Raw genomic sequence first — 16156 nt, forward strand, 5'->3', positions numbered from 1 at the left:
GCCTGATACCCGTTTACCCGTGTTATCAGTGGCTTGCGTTGATAGGTAAAAATGCTTGTGGGACGGAACCGCGCGCTGCGCCTACAATGGCGGTCAGACCGGCCTAATCCGATTGATTCTATGAAAAACGTTCCGCATACCGTGACCGATGCCGCGATCGCGACCATTCGCGACCGCATCGAGGCAAGCGTTTATCCCGTGGGCAGCCTGCTGCCGGCGCAGCGGCAGCTATCAGAGGAACTGGCAATCAGCCGCGCTTCGCTGCGCGAGGCGCTCACGACGCTCGAAGCGCTCGGCATGCTGCATATCCGGCCGGGCAAGGGCGTGTATGTGAGCAGCGCGCAGGCATCGGCGTCGCATGCGTGGCGTTTCGCCGATCAGGCGTCGCTGCCCGACACGTACCAGATGCGTTTTGCGCTGGAAGGCTTCGTCGCGCGGCTGGCGGCGCATTCGATCGGCGACGCGGACATCGACTGGCTGCAGGACAATCTCGATTCGCTGCAAGGCGCGCTCATCAGCGCCGAGCTGGAAGAAGCGGCGCAACTCGACTTCGCGTTCCACATGCGCATCGTGAGTCTCGCGGGGAACGCGGCGATCGAATCGATCCTGCGCGGCAGCGCCGACATCATGAAGGAAAGCCAGCGCCTGCCGTTCTACCGGCGCGAACTGGTGCTGTCGACCTTTCACGAGCACGCGGCGATCGTCGAGGCGCTCAAGGCGCGCGACAGCGAAGGCGCGGGCCGCGCCATCGAGATGCATATCGTCAACGCCGCGCAGCGCGCGGGCGTGCATTTCCCGCTGCCGCTGAAGGCGTAAACGAAAAAAGCCGCTCCGAGGAGCGGCTTCCTGACAGCAGTCGCGTTGCTTACTTCGCGTTCGCGAGCGCCACGGCCGTATCCAGCATGCGGTTCGAGAAGCCCCACTCGTTGTCGTACCAGCTCGACACCTTCACCAGCCGGCCCGACACCTTCGTCAGCGTGGCATCGAACGTCGACGATGCCGGGTTGTGGTTGAAGTCGATCGAGACGAGCGGCGCATCGTTGTAGCCGAGGATGCCTTTCAGCGCGCCTTCCGACGCTTCCTTCATGATCTTGTTGACTTCATCGACCGTCGTGTCGCGCGCGGCGATGAACGACAGGTCGACCACCGACACGTTGATCGTCGGAACGCGAATCGCGTAGCCGTCGAGCTTGCCGTTCAGTTCCGGCAGCACGAGACCGACCGCCGATGCCGCGCCCGTCTTGGTCGGGATCTGGCTGTGCGTGGCCGAGCGCGCGCGGCGCAGGTCTTCGTGATACACGTCGGTCAGCACCTGGTCGTTCGTGTACGCGTGGATGGTCGTCATCAGGCCGTTCACGAGGCCGATCTTGTCGTTCAGCGGCTTGACGAGCGGCGCGAGGCAGTTCGTCGTGCACGACGCGTTCGAGATGACCGTGTCCGACGCCTTCAGCACATGGTGGTTCACGCCGTAGACGATGGTCGCGTCGACGTCCTTGCCGCCCGGCGCCGAAATGATGACCTTCTTCGCGCCGCCCTTGATGTGCGCGCTCGCCTTTTCCTTCGTCGTGAAGAAACCGGTGCACTCCATCACGACGTCGACGTTCAGCTCGCCCCACGGCAGTTCGGCCGGGTTGCGGTTCGCCAGCACGCGGATCCGGTCGCCGTTGACGACGAGATAGTCGCCGTCCACCTTCACTTCGCCCGGGAACTTGCCGTGCGCCGTGTCGTACTGCGTCAGGTGCGCGTTCGTCTTGGCATCGCCGAGATCGTTGATTGCGACAATCTCGATGTCGTGCTTCTTGCCGTTTTCATAGAGGGCGCGCAACGTGTTGCGGCCGATCCGGCCGTAGCCGTTGATTGCAACGCGAATCGTCATGGTCTATCTCCTTGGCTTAAAAAATACTTCGGGGCGCCGGCGAACACGAACTCACACGCCGGCGAGCGCGGCCTTGGCCGTCTCCACGACATGCTCGACGGTAAAGCCGAAATGCTTGAAGAGGACGCCGGCCGGCGCGGATTCGCCGAACGAATCGATGCCGACCACGCCGCCTTCGAGACCCACATACTTGCGCCAGAAATCCGTCACGCCCGCTTCGATCGCCACGCGCACGACGCCCTTCGGCAACACGCGCTCGCGATACTCGGCGTCCTGGCGGTCGAACACATTGGCCGACGGCATCGACACCACGCGCGCGCCGATGCCTTCCTGCGCGAGCTTGTCGACGGCTTCCATCGCCAGTTGCACTTCGGAGCCCGTCGCGATGAGGATGATCTTGCGCGCGGGGATGTCGTCGTTCCAGTCGCGCAGCACGTAGCCGCCCTTCGCGATGTTCGCAATCTGGACGTCGTTGCGCGGCGAGAACTGCAGGTTCTGGCGGCTGAAGATCAGCGCCGACGGACCTTGATGCCCGATGGCCTGCGTCCACGCCACGGCGGTTTCGACCGTATCGGCCGGGCGCCAGGTGGTGAGTTGCGGGATCAGGCGCAGGCTCGACACATGTTCGATCGACTGGTGCGTCGGGCCGTCTTCGCCGAGACCGATCGAATCGTGCGTGAACACGAAGATCGAACGCGACTTCATCAGCGCGGCGACGCGCAGCGCATTGCGGCTGTAGTCCGAGAACGTCAGGAACGTACCGCCGAACGGGCGATAACCGCCATGCAGCGCGATGCCGTTGATCGCGGCGCTCATGCCGAATTCACGCACGCCGTAGTTGATGTGGTTGCCCCACTGGATGCCCTTGCCTTCCGGGTTGGCGTTATCCGCGTCGCCGGCGGCGCGGACCGGCTTCGACGCCTTCCAGTTCGTGAGGTTCGAGCCGGTCAGGTCGGCCGAACCGCCGAGCAGTTCCGGCAGCGCGGCGGCGAGCCCTTCGATGGCCTGTTGCGACGCCTTGCGCGTCGCGACCGTTTCGGCGCGCTGATTCGCCCCTTCGACGATATTCTTCGCCTGCTCGGCCCAGTTGGCCGGCAGTTCGCCGTTCATGCGGCGCACGAACTCGGCGGCTTGCTGCGGATTTTTTGCGCGATAGGCGTCGAACGCCTTGTTCCACTCGGCTTCGGCGCGCGCGCCTTCTTCCTTCGCGTCCCACGCCGCATAGACCTCCTGCGGAATCACGAACGGCTCCCACGACCAGCCGAGCGCCGCACGCGTGTCGGCGATTTCCTTCGGCCCGAGCGGCGCGCCGTGCGCGTCGTGGCCGCCCCCCTTCGTCGGCGCGCCCTTGCCGATCACCGTGCGGCAGCAGATCAGCGTCGGCTTGTCGGATTGCTTCGCCTGCGCGATGGCGGCATCGACCGCATCGACGTTATGGCCGTCCACCGCGCGGATCACGTTCCAGCCATAGGCTTCGAAACGCTTCGGGGTGTCGTCGTGGAACCAGTGCTCGACGTCGCCGTCGATGGAGATGCCGTTGTCGTCGTAGAGCGCGATCAGCTTGTTCAGCTTGAGCGTGCCGGCGAACGAGCAGGCTTCGTGCGAGATGCCTTCCATCAGGCAGCCGTCGCCGAGGAACACGTACGTGTGGTGATCGACGATCGACGCGCCGTCCTGGTTGAACTCGGCGGCGAGCAGCGCCTCGGCGAGCGCCATGCCGACCGCGTTCGCGAGACCCTGGCCGAGCGGGCCGGTGGTCGTCTCGACGCCCGCCGTCATGCCGACTTCCGGATGGCCCGGCGTCTTCGAATGCAACTGGCGGAAATTCTTCAGTTCCGAGATCGGCAGGTCGTAACCCGTCAGATGCAGGAGCGAATACAGCAGCATCGAGCCGTGTCCGTTCGACAGCACGAAGCGGTCGCGGTCGGCCCAGTGCGGGTTCGTCGGATTGTGCTTCAGGTGGCGCGACCACAGCGCGACGCCGATTTCCGCCATGCCCATCGGCATGCCCGGATGGCCGGAATTGGCCTGTTGAACGGCGTCCATCGACAGCGCGCGAATCGCGTTGGCCATCAGGGCGGTTTGGCTGGAGGTCGGGGTCGTCATGTCGGAGAGTCGGGGGTAAGTCCTGAAAGAATCCTGGGTGTTTCCGGATGACGCGCCGGGCGGCTGCGAACGACACTTTCAGGCCCCGGAACGACGAGAAACGAGGAGGATCGGAGAGCGTGATTCTAACAGACAGGTCCGATCGACATTGCGCGACAGGCCGCGCTCGGCGGCGCGGGCGCGTGCCTCGACGGCCGGGCACGCGCCTTTGCATCGGACGCGCGGGAACGTCCGGCGAAAGCGCGTATCGAAGGAGGCGAAGTGCCGCCGCGCGCTGTTTTCTGCGGGCCGTGCGCCCGTCCGACTGTCGAATGCCACGCGCCGCGGGCCTGCGAGCCAGGCTCCGCAAGCCTTCGTGGCACAATGCGCCTCACGGCCAAGCTGCAAGGAGCTTTTCGATGACCGATCCCCGCCCAGCCGATGTGCCCTGGCTGACGCCCTATCTCACCGTGCGCGACGCGCACGTCGCCACCGGCTTCTACGAGCAGGCGCTAAGTTTCGCGGTGCGCGACAGCGTCAACGACGACGGCGCGATCATCCACGTCGAGATGACGTATCGCGGGCAGTTGATCCTGATGTTCGCGCCCGAGGGCGCCTACGGCTCGCAGGCGCGCACGCCGAAGAGCGCCGGGCTGATGGCGCCGCAGTCGTTCTATCTGTATGTCGACGACGTCGATGCGACTTATGCGCGCGCGCTCGCGGTCGGCGCGAAGGGGCTGATCGAACCGCAGGACCAGTTCTGGGGCGACCGTTTCGCGCAGTTCGAAGACCCGGACGGCTATCGCTGGGCGATCGCGCGGCATATCGGCTGACCGGCCAGTTCGTCCGCGCGTTTCGAGGCGCATTGTTCACGACGGGCTCAACTTATCCGCCGGCGCCGCCTTCGGGCGCGCGCCGGCGATCAACGACATGCCACGCTTTTTCGTAGACCGCCCGCTCGCTGCGGGCACCACCCTTCCGCTGCCTGACGACGTCGTGCGCCACGTTCACGTGCTGCGCCTGCAAAGCGGCGACTCCGTCACGCTGTTCGATGGCGCGGGCGGCGAGTACGCCGCCGAACTCGTCGAGATCGGCAAGCGCGCCGCCGTCGCACGCATCGACCGGCACAACGATCGCGAAGCGGAGCCGCCGTATCGCGTGACGCTCGCGCAGGGCGTCGCGGGCGGCGACAAGATGGACTGGCTGATCGAGAAAGCGGTCGAACTCGGCGTCGCGGGCGTCGTGCCGCTGACGGCGGAGCGCGGCGTCGTGCGTCTCGCGGGCGACCGCGCGTTGCGGCGTCAGGCGCACTGGCAGGCGCTTGTGCGCGCGGCGTGCGAGCAATGCGGACGCAACCGGATTCCGGAGGTCGCCCCGCCGCGCGATCTCGACGCATGGCTCGGCCAGCTCGCGCCCGCAGTCGACGGCGAGTTGCGGCTTCTGCTCTCGCCGCGCGCCGAGGTGAGCTTCGCGTCGTTGCCGCAGACGCCGCCCGCCGCGCCGATCACCTTGCTGATCGGGCCGGAAGCGGGTTTTTCGCCTGGCGAGGAGAAATCTATCGTAAATACGGGATTTTCGACGCTCACGCTCGGCCCACGCGTGTTGCGCACGGAGACTGCGGGAATCGCCGTGCTGGCGGCGCTGGCCGCACGCTGGGGCGGCTGGTAAATAAAAAGCCGGTCATTCGACCGGCCCTTTTCAACCAAGCGCGCGAAAAAGCAAAAATCAGGCGAACGAGTAGAACACCCGGAACGCCACGCGCCGCTCGGCCCAGAACTCGGACGCTTCGCGGAACACATCGAGCAGCGTTTCACGGCCTTCCTTGTCGAATTTCTGCGCGATCGGCAGCGCTTCGAGCACGATCACGAAACCGGGCTGCGATCCCGCCTTGTGGACGAGATCAGTCAGGCAGTCGTAAAGCGCGTCGTAGTTCTTGCCGAAGTGCTTGGGAAACAGGAACGACGTGGCGATCGTCTCAAGCACTTCCTGCTTGCTCTGGGCCGCGCCGCAATATGCAAACAGAAAATGCTGACCGAGCCGGGTCGCTTCGTCGGCGAGTTCCTGCACGCGAAACGCGCGAATCGACTGCACGATGTTCGGCCGCACCGTCCTGAAAAGACTCATGGACCCCTCGTCCGTTGATGACAGCGTCGGGCTCGGTTCGTCGTCGGGTCGGTTGTCGTGTTCAGTCGTGCGCAGCCGCAGTACTCGCTGGAACAGGTTGCCATCGCCGGTGGCGAAAAGATCACCCGCCGCACCGTTGCCGTGCGCGTAGATGTTGTCGCTCATGCCGTTCATCCCGAAGTTATCCCGCAATGCGTTGAAAACTGGCGTAGTGGTCGTCGGAGTAGTAACAGTCGCCGATCTGCCGGCGCGGCCCACCGCACACGATCCGGCGCGCACCGCGATCGCGGGCCCGCGGCGTGGGGACGGTGTATTCGTGGTAATAGCCGCGCCGATGCGGCGGAAGCAAACGCTCGCGATTGCCGAACACGACGCCGTCCTTCTCGAACGGAAACGGCCCGCCTGACTCGATCAGCCGCAATGTGGCGACGGCCTGCTTCGGCAATTGCGCGATGTCGACGGTGCCCAGTCCGTCCGCTGCTTCGTGCCTGACCTCCTGCCCGTTCGCTTTTCCGGACGACCCGCCCGAGGCGGCCGATTCCGGCGACTTCGGCACGGCCACGGCGCTCGCGCCGGCCGCGTCCTCACGCGTGTGATCTGCGTGATCGCCTTTGCCACAGCCGCTCAGGGCCACTAAAAGCGCGACGATGCAGTGATGAAACCACGTCCGCTTCACGTAGCGATGTCCCCGCGATGAACCCTGAAATCGACGACCATTAAAGACGTAAGGGTATCGCTAATGACACCCGGAATCAACGTTCGGTCGGGAATCGGCGTTTTCCGAATGACTGGCGCGACGATCCGGCGACGCACGATTTCCGTCGTCCGAGCGCACATTTCGTCCAAATCTGAGAGATTTTTATCTCTAACAGGATAAAAATTCAACCCTGGAATGGCTAAGAAACGGTGCGGCACGTTCGCCTCGCTTGCCGCACGTTTCACGGTTTGCACCGTCGCCATCGCCTATTCGAGAAGACGCAAATCCCCTTGCATGCCTCGGGCGTGCCGGTCATCCGGCACGCTTTTTTTTGTTCTCGATGCAAGGCGATGTCAGGTGATGCAAGCGACGCGGCGCTCGTTGCGAGCCCCGCGCCTTCCGCCCGTTCAGCCCGCGCTTTTCAGCGACGCCGAGGCGTCCGCCACCAGCAACGCCGTCATGTTGACGATGCGCCGAACCGTCGCCGATGCCGTCAACACGTGAACCGGCTTCGCCGCGCCGAGCAGCATCGGCCCGATCGCGATGTTGTTGCCGGCCGCCACTTTCAGCAGGTTGTACGAGATGTTCGCCGAATCGATGTTCGGCAGGATCAGCAGGTTCGCGTCGCCTTCGAGCGTCGATTCCGGCAGCACTTCCTTACGCAGACGCGAGTCCAGCGCCACATCGCCGTGCATTTCGCCGTCCACGTCCAGATCTGGCGCGCGTTCCTTCAGGAGCGCCAGCACGTCGCGCATCTTCTGCGCGGTCGGCGCGTTGCTCGTGCCGAAATTCGAATGCGACAGGAGCGCGATCTTCGGCTCGATGCCGAAGCGGCGCACTTCCTCGGCGGCCATGATCGTGATCTCGCACAGTTCTTCCGGCGTCGGATCGACGTTCACGTGCGTATCGACGATAAAAATCTGGCGCCCCGGCAGCACCAGCGCGTTCATCGCGGCGTAGACGCTGCAGCCCGCCTTCTTGCCGATCACCTGATCGATGAAGTGCAGATGGCGATGCGTCGTGCTGACCATGCCGCAAATCATGCCGTCCGCCTCGCCGCGTTCAACCAGCATCGAGCCGATCAACGTCGTGCGGCGGCGCATTTCGAGCTTCGCCATCTGCTGGCTGATGCCCTTCCTCGCCATCATCGAGTAATAGGTCTGCCAGAAATCGCGATAACGCTCGTCGTGATCGGTGTCGACGACGGTGAAATCGACGCCCGGCGTGAGCCGCAGGCCGAACTTCGCCATGCGCTGCTGAATGACCGCCGGACGGCCGATCAAAATCGGCTTGGCGATTTTCTCGTCGACCGCGATCTGCACCGCGCGCAGCACGCGCTCTTCTTCGCCTTCCGCGAACACGATGCGCTTCTTCTCCGGCTCGACGCTGCGCGCGAGCTGGAACACCGGCTTCATCGTGGTGCCGCTGTGGTAGACGAACTGCTGCAGATGCTGCTCGTACGCTTCCATGTCCTCGATCGGACGCGTCGCGACGCCGGAATCCATCGCGGCCTTGGCAACCGCCGGCGCGATCTTCACGATCAGACGCGGATCGAAGGGCTTCGGAATCAGATATTCCGGACCGAACGACAGGTCCTGAATGCCATACGCCGTCGCGACGATGTCGCTTTGTTCCTGGCGCGCGAGTTCGGCAATCGCGTTCACGGCGGCGATTTCCATCTCGCGCGTGACGGTGGTCGCGCCCGCATCGAGCGCCCCGCGGAAGATGAACGGGAAGCACAGGACGTTGTTGACCTGGTTCGGATAGTCGGTGCGGCCGGTGGCGAGCACCGCGTCCGGACGCACTTCGAGCGCGACTTCCGGCAGGATTTCGGGCGTCGGATTGGCGAGCGCCAGAATCAGCGGCTTCGCGGCCATGCCTTTCACCATGTCCGCCTTCAGCACGCCGCCCGCCGACAGACCGAGGAACACATCCGCGCCTTCGATCACGTCCGCGAGCGTGCGGGCGTCGGTCTGACGGGCGAAGCGTTCCTTGTCCGGGTCCATCAGTTCCACGCGGCCCTGATAAACGACGCCGGCCAGATCCGTCACATAGATGTTCTCGAGCTTCATGCCGAGATCGACGAGCAGGTCCAGGCACGCGAGCGCCGCCGCGCCCGCGCCGGAAGCGACCAGCTTCACCTCGCCGATCTCCTTGCCGACCACCTTCAGACCATTGGTGAGCGCCGCCGCGACGACGATCGCCGTGCCGTGCTGGTCGTCGTGGAAGACGGGAATCTTCATGCGCTTCTTGCACTCGCGCTCGACGATGAAGCAGTCCGGCGCCTTGATGTCTTCCAGATTGATGCCGCCGAACGTGGGTTCGAGCGCGGCGATCACATCCACGAGCTTGTGCGGGTCCGACTCGTTCAGCTCGATGTCGAATACGTCGATGCCGGCGAACTTCTTGAACAGCACCGCCTTGCCTTCCATCACCGGCTTCGACGCGAGCGGCCCGATGTTGCCGAGCCCGAGCACCGCCGTGCCGTTCGTCACGACGCCGACCAGGTTGCTGCGCGCGGTGAAGCGCGCGGCGTTTAGCGGGTCCTCGACGATGGCCTCGCACGCAAACGCGACGCCCGGCGAATACGCCAGCGCGAGATCGCGCTGGTTGATCATCTGCTTGGTCGGCGCGATCGCGATTTTGCCGGGGGTCGGGAATTCGTGGTAATCGAGCGCAGCTTCGCGCAATTTCGTATTGGCGGTCGTGGTCATGAGGCGGGTAGCAGTGCGAGATTAGAATAGAAGTTCGAACGCATTGTAGCGCCATTCAGGCACCCAATCGGGTTGCAATCCGCGCAATTCGGGTGCAACTGCCTGAACCTGAACGGGCTGAAAACGCTTGGGGCAGAAGGCGCCGCGCGCGTTAAAGTCGCTCATGGCCGTCGAACGCGATTCAACCCGCCGGGAACTGGCTGCATTTGCGCGAGGCGCTGTCAATTCCAATAATCCTAATTTGCCTTCCAGGTTCACCATGCTTTCCGAGTTTTCCCTAATCGAGCGTTTTTTCGCCCGCCGTGCGAGAAGCGGGTCGCCGCCCGGCGAAGCGGCGAAGGTCTCGCGCGCGGCGCTCGGCATCGGCGACGATTGCGCGCTGATCGTCCCGCCGGCCGGCCAGCAGCTCGCGATCTCGACGGACATGCTGGTCGAAGGCCGTCACTTCTTCGCCGATGTCGATCCGCACGCGCTCGGCCACAAGGCGCTCGCGGTCAACCTGTCCGATCTCGCCGCGATGGGCGCCGCGCCGCACGCGTTCACGCTCGCGCTCGCGCTGCCCGCCGCCGACGAACAATGGCTCGCCGCCTTCAGCGACGGCCTCTTCGCGCTCGCCGAACGCTTCGACTGCGAACTGATCGGCGGCGACACGACGAGCGGTCCGCTCAACATCTGCATCACCGTATTCGGCGACGTGCCGGGGGGCGCCGCGCTGCGCCGCGACGCCGCCCGGCCCGGCGACGACATCTGGGTGTCCGGCACGCTCGGCGACGCCCGCGCGGGGCTCGGCCTCCTGCGCGGCGAATGGGACGTCGACGACGAAGCCGCCGCCGCGCAACTAAAGTGCGCGCTGGAGCGCCCCGAGCCGCGCGTCGCGCTCGGGCTCGCGTTGCGCGGCGTGGCGCGCGCGGCGCTCGACATCTCCGACGGGCTCGCCGGCGACCTCGCGCATATATTGAAGCGCTCGCACGCGCGCGCCGTCGTCGACGCCGACGCCGTGCCGGTCTCCGATGCGCTCGCGGCGCTACCCGCGCCGGTGCGGCGCACCTGCGCGCTCGCGGGCGGCGACGACTACGAACTGTGCTTCACCGCGTCCGCCGAGGCGCGCGCGACGATCGCGGCCATCGGCGAGCGCGAGCGCGTGCGTCTCACCCGCATCGGTACAATCGAGCCCATCGCCGATGCTTCCGCCCGCGCGCCGTCCATCGCCTGGCACGACCGCAGCGGCGCACCGCTTCCCCTGACGTTGCAAGGCTTCGATCATTTTCATGCAGACTGACCCCCCGATCGCGGGCGACTCGCCCGCTCCCGCTCCCAAGCCGCGCAAGGCGAGCGCGCGCTTCATGCTGACGCATCCGCTGCACATCCTCTCGCTCGGCTTCGGCAGCGGCCTCTCGCCGATCGCGCCGGGCACCGTCGGCACGCTCTTCGCGTGGGTGTCGTTCGTCGCATTCAACCCGTATCTGACCGTCGCCGAATGGGGCGCGCTGATCGTCGCGGGCTTTGTCGCGGGCTGCTGGTTCTGCGGCTTCACCGCGACGAAGATGGGCACAGCCGATCCGTCGCCGGTCGTGTGGGACGAGATCGTCGCGTTCTGGCTCGTGCTGCTCTTCGTCACGCCGGTCACGTTCACCGGGCAGCTGTGGGCGTTCATCGTGTTCCGCTTCTTCGACATGGTGAAACCGCCGCCCATCCGCTATTTCGACCGCCATCTGAAGGGCGGCTTCGGCATCATGTTCGACGACCTCGTCGCGGCTTTCTTTACCCTGCTCGTGATCGCGCTCTGGCGCATGACGGTCTGACGCTCCCTCTTCCGGCTCCTTCGAGACACATCATGGCTACCGATAACGTCGTTCACCAACTTGCGATCCGCGTCGGCAACAAGCTGCGCGACGAACGGCTCACGCTCGCCACGGCCGAATCGTGCACGGGCGGCATGGTCGCGGCCGCGATTACGGACATCTCCGGCAGCAGCAACTGGTTCGAGCGCGGTTTTGTCACCTATTCGAATCTCGCGAAGACGGAGATGATCGGCGTGCCGGCCGCGCTCATCGAGCAGCATGGCGCGGTCAGCGAGCCCGTCGCGAAAGCGATGGCCGAGGGCGCGCTGCGCAACAGCCGCGCGCAGGTGTCGGTGTCGATCACGGGCGTCGCCGGCCCGGCGGGCGGCAGCGACGCGAAGCCGGTCGGCACGGTATCGTTCGCGTGGAGCAACCGGCTGCATACCGCCGTCGAGACGCAGCATTTCAAGGGCGACCGCGAGCAGGTGCGCGCGCAGGCCGCCGCGCACGCGTTGCGCGGGCTGCTGCTGCTCCTTGAGCGCCGGGAAAAGTAAACGAAGAGCGCACGCCCACCGCGGCTCTCGGCGGGAAGACGGCCGCCGGCCGCGCCGCATCGAACGAACTAGTCTGAATGAACGATACGACCACACCGATTACCTACGACCGATCCCAGATCACTCATTGGCTCGACGCCAGAACGGTGGCAAAGGCGGTCCAGTGTGTCGGCGCCGTGTCGGGAATGCGCTGGCTGGGCAGCGAATGCCTGACCGCCCACGTGCAGGGCACGCAGCGCGCGCCGTATGCGGTCAATCTGGTGTTCGTCCGCGCGCGCAACGGCGTCGAGCTTCACGATGCGTGCACGTGCCCCGTCGGATTCCGATGCAAGCACATCGGCGCCGTGTTGCTCGCGAACCTGCAATCCGCGAGCGACGTCGAATCCGATCCCGCGAAACCCGGCGGGATGCGTCCCGAACTCGCCGAATGGCTCAGGATGTTCCGCTCGCATGTCGGCTCGACGCGGCGCGCCACGGCAGCGTCGTCCGAATCCAAATCGCAGGCGACGTACGCGCTCGTTTACCTGTTCGCCGCCGACGAAGGGAACCAGCCCGAACTGAAAATCTTCAAGGTGCGCCTGGCCGTCGACGGCTCGATCCGCGACATCGACCGGTGGAACGCGAGCCCGGCGGCGTTGGCGAATCCGGCGAAGTTCATCACCGACGACGACCTGACGATCCTGCGCGCGCTCGCCCCGAGCCGTCTCGCGAGCGACGTGATGGGCCGTTTCTTCCTGAGCGGCCCGGACGGCGCGGCGATCGTCTCGAAACTGCTCGCGACGGGGCGGCTCCTCTCGCGGCTCGACAAGCGCGAGGCGGGCCGCGTCGAAGCAGGCGCTGCGATGCACGAGGGCGCGGCGCGCCCGGGCCGCATCGACTGGATGCCGGAAACGAACAATCGCCTGCGGCCGGTGCTGCACGCCGAACCCGGCGCCACCGCCATCCTGCCCACCGACCCGCCGTGGTATCTCGACGCAGAGACGGGCGAAGCGGGCGTCGTCGAAGCGCCGATGCCCGCGCGGCAACTCGCCGACTACCTCCGCATGCCGCCGATCTCGCTCGCGGAAGCGCCCTTCGTCGCCGAGGTGCTGCTCGAATGCGCCAGCGCGCTGCCGCAGCCGCTGCCCCTGCCGCCGCTGCGCGATTCCGGCGCGATCCGCGTGATCGACGTCGCGCCCGTGCCGGTGCTGACGCTCGACACGCTGCCCGTGCATGTCGCGCGTTTCGGCAAGTACGACCACCGCGCGACCTCGCTCGATTTCGCGATGGTGGGCTTCGACTACGACGGCCTGACCGTCGACGCCGAAAGCGCCACGACGCAACTGCAGCGCCGCGGCCATGAACTCGTCGAAGTGAGGCGCCGCGCCGACGCCGAAAGCGAACGGCTGCAGCAACTCGCCGACGCCGGGCTGCAAAAGCTTTCGCTGCAGAACGTGTACGGGCCGAAGCCGTTTCCCGTGGGCCTGCGCGTGCTGAACGACCCGAAGGCGTGGGAGCGCTTCGTCGCCGACGTCTTGCCGGTGCTGCGCCGCGACGGCTGGCGCGTGACGATGACGCGCGATTTCACCTTCAACGTGATCGAAATCGACGACATCGACGGCAGCGCACACAGCTCGGGCGAGGGCTGGTTCGACGTCGAGATGGGCATCACGGCGGGCGAGCGCAAGCTGCGCCTGGAGCCGCTTCTCGCGGACCTGTTCCGGCGCGACCGCCGCTGGCTAGGCGGCATGCTCGATTCGATCGCCGACGACGAAGGCGTCGAACTGCGCACGGACAGCGGCGAGCGGCTACGCCTCATGGCGAGCCGGCTGAAGCCGGTCGTGCGCGTCCTGATCGACCTCTTCAGCGGGATGCGCGAAGGCGAGACGCTGCGCATTCCCGCGCTCGACGCCGGCCGCCTCGCCGCGCTCGACGACACGCATCGCTGGCAGTTTCGCGGCGACACCGCGGTGATCGAACTCGCGCGGCGGCTGCAGGGCGCGAGCGGCCCGCGCGAGACGGCGCCGCCTGCGGGCCTGAACGCCGAGCTGCGCGCGTATCAGCGCGAAGGCCTCGCGTGGATGCAGTTCCTGCGCGAGCACGGTCTGTCAGGCGTCCTCGCCGACGACATGGGCCTCGGCAAGACCGTGCAGACGCTCGCGCACATCCTCGCGGAGAAGGAAGCAGGACGCCTCGACCGCCCCGCGCTGATCGTCCTGCCGACGACGCTCGTGCACAACTGGTGCGAGGAAGCGAGCCGCTTCGCGCCGGGCCTCAGGGTGCTGAATCTGCACGGGCCCGAACGCCACGACCGCTTCGCGCAGATCGGCGAACACGACCTGATCCTCACGACCTACGCGCTCCTCTGGCGCGATCACGAAGCGCTCGTGCAGCACGATTACCACCTCCTGATCCTCGACGAAGCGCAGTACGTCAAGAACGCGACGACCAAGTCGGCGGCGAGCATCCGCAGCCTGCGCGCGCGGCATCGGCTGTGTCTCACCGGCACGCCGCTCGAAAATCACCTCGGCGAGCTGTGGGCGCAGTTCGATTTCCTGCTGCCGGGTTTTCTCGGCACCCAGCGCGATTTCACCAAACGCTGGCGCACGCCGATCGAAAAAGAAGGCGACAGCGTGCGGCGCGAGTTGCTCGCGCGGCGCATCCGGCCTTTCATGCTGCGCCGGCGCAAGGACGAAGTGGCGAAGGAACTGCCGCCGAAGACGACGATCGTGCGCACCGTCGATCTGGAAGGTGCGCAGCGCGATCTCTACGAAACCGTGCGCGCGGCGATGCAGGAAAAAGTGCGCGCCGCGATTTCCGAGCAAGGCTTCGCGCGCAGCCACATCGTCGTGCTCGACGCGCTGCTGAAGCTGCGGCAGGTGTGCTGCGATCCGTCGCTCGTCAAGCTGAAGCAGGCGAAGCGCGTGGAGGAATCCGCGAAACTCGACTTGCTGCTCGCGATGCTGCCGGAACTGATCGAGGAAGGCCGGCGCGTGCTCGTCTTCTCGCAGTTCACGGGGATGCTCGCGATCATCGCCGCCGCGCTCGACAAGGCGGGCATCGCCTACGCGATGCTCACGGGCGATACGGCCGACCGCAGGGCGCCGGTGCGGCGCTTTCAGGAAGGCGAGGTGCCGCTTTTCCTGATCAGCCTGAAGGCGGGCGGCGTCGGGCTGAACCTGACCGCCGCCGATACGGTGATCCACTATGACCCGTGGTGGAATCCGGCCGCCGAGAACCAGGCGACCGACCGCGCGCACCGGCTCGGTCAGGACAAGCCAGTGTTCGTGTACAAGCTGATCGCGGCGGGCAGCATCGAGGAGAAGATCGTCGCGATGCAGGAGAAGAAGGCGGCGCTCGCCGCGAGCATCCTGTCGGACGACGCGGCGGGCGCGGTGAAGTTTTCCGCCGAAGACCTCGACGCGTTGTTCGCGCCGATACCTTCGGCTTGACTCCAGTTCAGCGATAGAGATTGATCGTGTCGCGGGTCTTTTTCGCGGCTTGTGCGGCGGCGCTGGCGAAATCGTCGTCACGGCCGGCGTAGATGATCGCGCGCGACGAGTTGATCAGCATCCCCGCGCCGCCTGCCGTGCGTCCGGCGCGCACGGTCGCTTCGACGTCGCCGCCCTGCGCGCCGATGCCCGGAATCAAAAGCGGCATCTCGCCGACGATCCCCCGCACCACTTCGATTTCCTTCGGAAACGTCGCGCCGACGACGAGCCCCAGTTGCCCGGCCGCGTTCCACTTTTCGGCGGCCAGTTGCGCGACGACCTGATAGAGCGGGCGGCCTTGCGTCTCCAGGAATTGCAGGTCCGAGCCGCCCGGATTCGACGTGCGGCACAGCACGATCACGCCGCGTCCTTCGTGCGCGAGATACGGCTCGATGGAGTCGAAACCCATGTAGGGATTCACGGTGACGGCGTCGGCGTCGTAGCGCTCGAAGGCTTCACGCGCGTACTGCTCGGCGGTGCTGCCGATGTCCCCGCGCTTGGCGTCGAGGATGACGGGCAGGCCGGGATGCGTCTCGTGGATGTGCGCGATCAACTGCTCGAGCTGGTCTTCGGCGCGATGGGCGGCGAAGTAGGCGATCTGCGGCTTGAACGAGGAGGCATAAGGCCCGGTGGCATCGACGATCGCACGGCAGAAATCGAAGATCGCGTCGGAGCGGTTTTTGAGCGAGCCGGGGAATTTCGACGGCTCGGGGTCGAGGCCGACGCACAGGAGCGATTGGGTACGCGCCCAGGCGGTGGTGAGGGATTCGATGAAGGACATAAAAGCGTGCGATCCGGATGAGATGACCCGCATTTTAACGTGCGGGCAGACAGAGGCCCGCACGCACGATGCGG

The 16156-nt window shown here is 66.0% G+C and carries 15 protein-coding genes; 7 read left to right on the plus strand and 8 right to left on the minus strand.

Annotated features, from left to right (window positions below):
* Nucleotides 1–120 precede the first annotated feature (120 nt).
* Complete coding sequence (locus tag AWB66_RS21845) at nucleotides 121–816, plus strand: FadR/GntR family transcriptional regulator (protein ID WP_087632268.1); 696 nt, start codon at nucleotides 121–123, stop codon at nucleotides 814–816.
* 49 nt (nucleotides 817–865) lie between these two features.
* Here AWB66_RS21845 and gap read toward each other — a convergent pair whose 3' ends face one another.
* Entirely contained in the window at nucleotides 866–1876 is a 1011-nt protein-coding gene (gene gap, locus AWB66_RS21850) for a type I glyceraldehyde-3-phosphate dehydrogenase (protein ID WP_087632269.1), read from the minus strand.
* Between the two features lie 51 nt (nucleotides 1877–1927).
* On the minus strand, nucleotides 1928–3982 hold the full coding sequence (gene tkt / locus AWB66_RS21855; protein ID WP_087632270.1) for a transketolase: 2055 nt from the start codon (nucleotides 3980–3982) through the stop codon (nucleotides 1928–1930).
* 398 nt (nucleotides 3983–4380) lie between these two features.
* On the opposite strand from tkt, the gene AWB66_RS21860 reads away from it, so the two are divergent.
* Nucleotides 4381–4794 carry a VOC family protein gene (locus AWB66_RS21860; RefSeq protein ID WP_087632271.1) on the plus strand — a complete coding sequence of 138 codons (414 nt, stop codon included), beginning with the start codon at nucleotides 4381–4383 and terminating at the stop codon, nucleotides 4792–4794.
* A 97-nt stretch (nucleotides 4795–4891) separates the two neighbouring features.
* A complete protein-coding gene (locus AWB66_RS21865; protein ID WP_087632272.1) occupies nucleotides 4892–5629 on the plus strand; it encodes a 16S rRNA (uracil(1498)-N(3))-methyltransferase in 738 nt (245 codons plus the stop codon).
* A 57-nt stretch (nucleotides 5630–5686) separates the two neighbouring features.
* Here AWB66_RS21865 and AWB66_RS21870 read toward each other — a convergent pair whose 3' ends face one another.
* The 5 genes from AWB66_RS21870 to AWB66_RS33030 form a co-directional block, all read right to left on the minus strand.
* Nucleotides 5687–6250 (minus strand): barstar family protein, encoded by a 564-nt coding sequence (locus tag AWB66_RS21870; RefSeq protein ID WP_062632635.1) that lies wholly within the window; start codon nucleotides 6248–6250, stop codon nucleotides 5687–5689.
* Between the two features lie 16 nt (nucleotides 6251–6266).
* Complete coding sequence (locus AWB66_RS21875) at nucleotides 6267–6761, minus strand: ribonuclease (protein ID WP_235021190.1); 495 nt, start codon at nucleotides 6759–6761, stop codon at nucleotides 6267–6269.
* Entirely contained in the window at nucleotides 6758–7045 is a 288-nt protein-coding gene (locus AWB66_RS21880; protein ID WP_087632273.1) for a hypothetical protein, read from the minus strand. Before AWB66_RS21880 ends, AWB66_RS21875 begins: the two co-directional genes overlap by 4 nt.
* Nucleotides 7046–7189: 144 nt before the next feature.
* Nucleotides 7190–9496, minus strand: coding sequence for an NADP-dependent malic enzyme (locus tag AWB66_RS21885; RefSeq protein ID WP_087632274.1), 2307 nt, complete (start codon nucleotides 9494–9496; stop codon nucleotides 7190–7192).
* 21 nt (nucleotides 9497–9517) lie between these two features.
* Nucleotides 9518–9757: a hypothetical protein gene (locus AWB66_RS33030; RefSeq protein ID WP_125469768.1), complete on the minus strand. Its 240-nt coding sequence runs from the start codon at nucleotides 9755–9757 to the stop codon at nucleotides 9518–9520.
* Between AWB66_RS33030 and thiL the strand changes: the two genes are divergently transcribed.
* The 4 genes from thiL (at nucleotide 9756) to AWB66_RS21905 (ending at nucleotide 15262) form a co-directional block, all read left to right on the plus strand.
* On the plus strand, nucleotides 9756–10775 hold the full coding sequence (gene thiL / locus AWB66_RS21890) for a thiamine-phosphate kinase (protein WP_087632275.1): 1020 nt from the start codon (nucleotides 9756–9758) through the stop codon (nucleotides 10773–10775). The genes AWB66_RS33030 and thiL overlap by 2 nt on opposite strands.
* On the plus strand, nucleotides 10765–11298 hold the full coding sequence (locus AWB66_RS21895; RefSeq protein WP_200819037.1) for a phosphatidylglycerophosphatase A family protein: 534 nt from the start codon (nucleotides 10765–10767) through the stop codon (nucleotides 11296–11298). The genes thiL and AWB66_RS21895 overlap by 11 nt, the downstream gene beginning before the upstream one ends.
* 32 nt (nucleotides 11299–11330) lie before the next feature.
* Nucleotides 11331–11831: a CinA family protein gene (locus AWB66_RS21900; RefSeq protein WP_087632276.1), complete on the plus strand. Its 501-nt coding sequence runs from the start codon at nucleotides 11331–11333 to the stop codon at nucleotides 11829–11831.
* 77 nt (nucleotides 11832–11908) lie between these two features.
* Nucleotides 11909–15262, plus strand: coding sequence for a DEAD/DEAH box helicase (locus tag AWB66_RS21905; protein WP_087632277.1), 3354 nt, complete (start codon nucleotides 11909–11911; stop codon nucleotides 15260–15262).
* Nucleotides 15263–15269: 7 nt separating this feature from the next.
* Here AWB66_RS21905 and pyrF read toward each other — a convergent pair whose 3' ends face one another.
* Complete coding sequence (gene pyrF, locus AWB66_RS21910) at nucleotides 15270–16082, minus strand: orotidine-5'-phosphate decarboxylase (RefSeq protein WP_087632278.1); 813 nt, start codon at nucleotides 16080–16082, stop codon at nucleotides 15270–15272.
* Between the last annotated feature and the right edge of the window lie 74 nt (nucleotides 16083–16156).

The sequence above is a fragment of the Caballeronia telluris genome, from assembly GCF_001544495.1.
Lineage (GTDB): Bacteria > Pseudomonadota > Gammaproteobacteria > Burkholderiales > Burkholderiaceae > Caballeronia > Caballeronia telluris.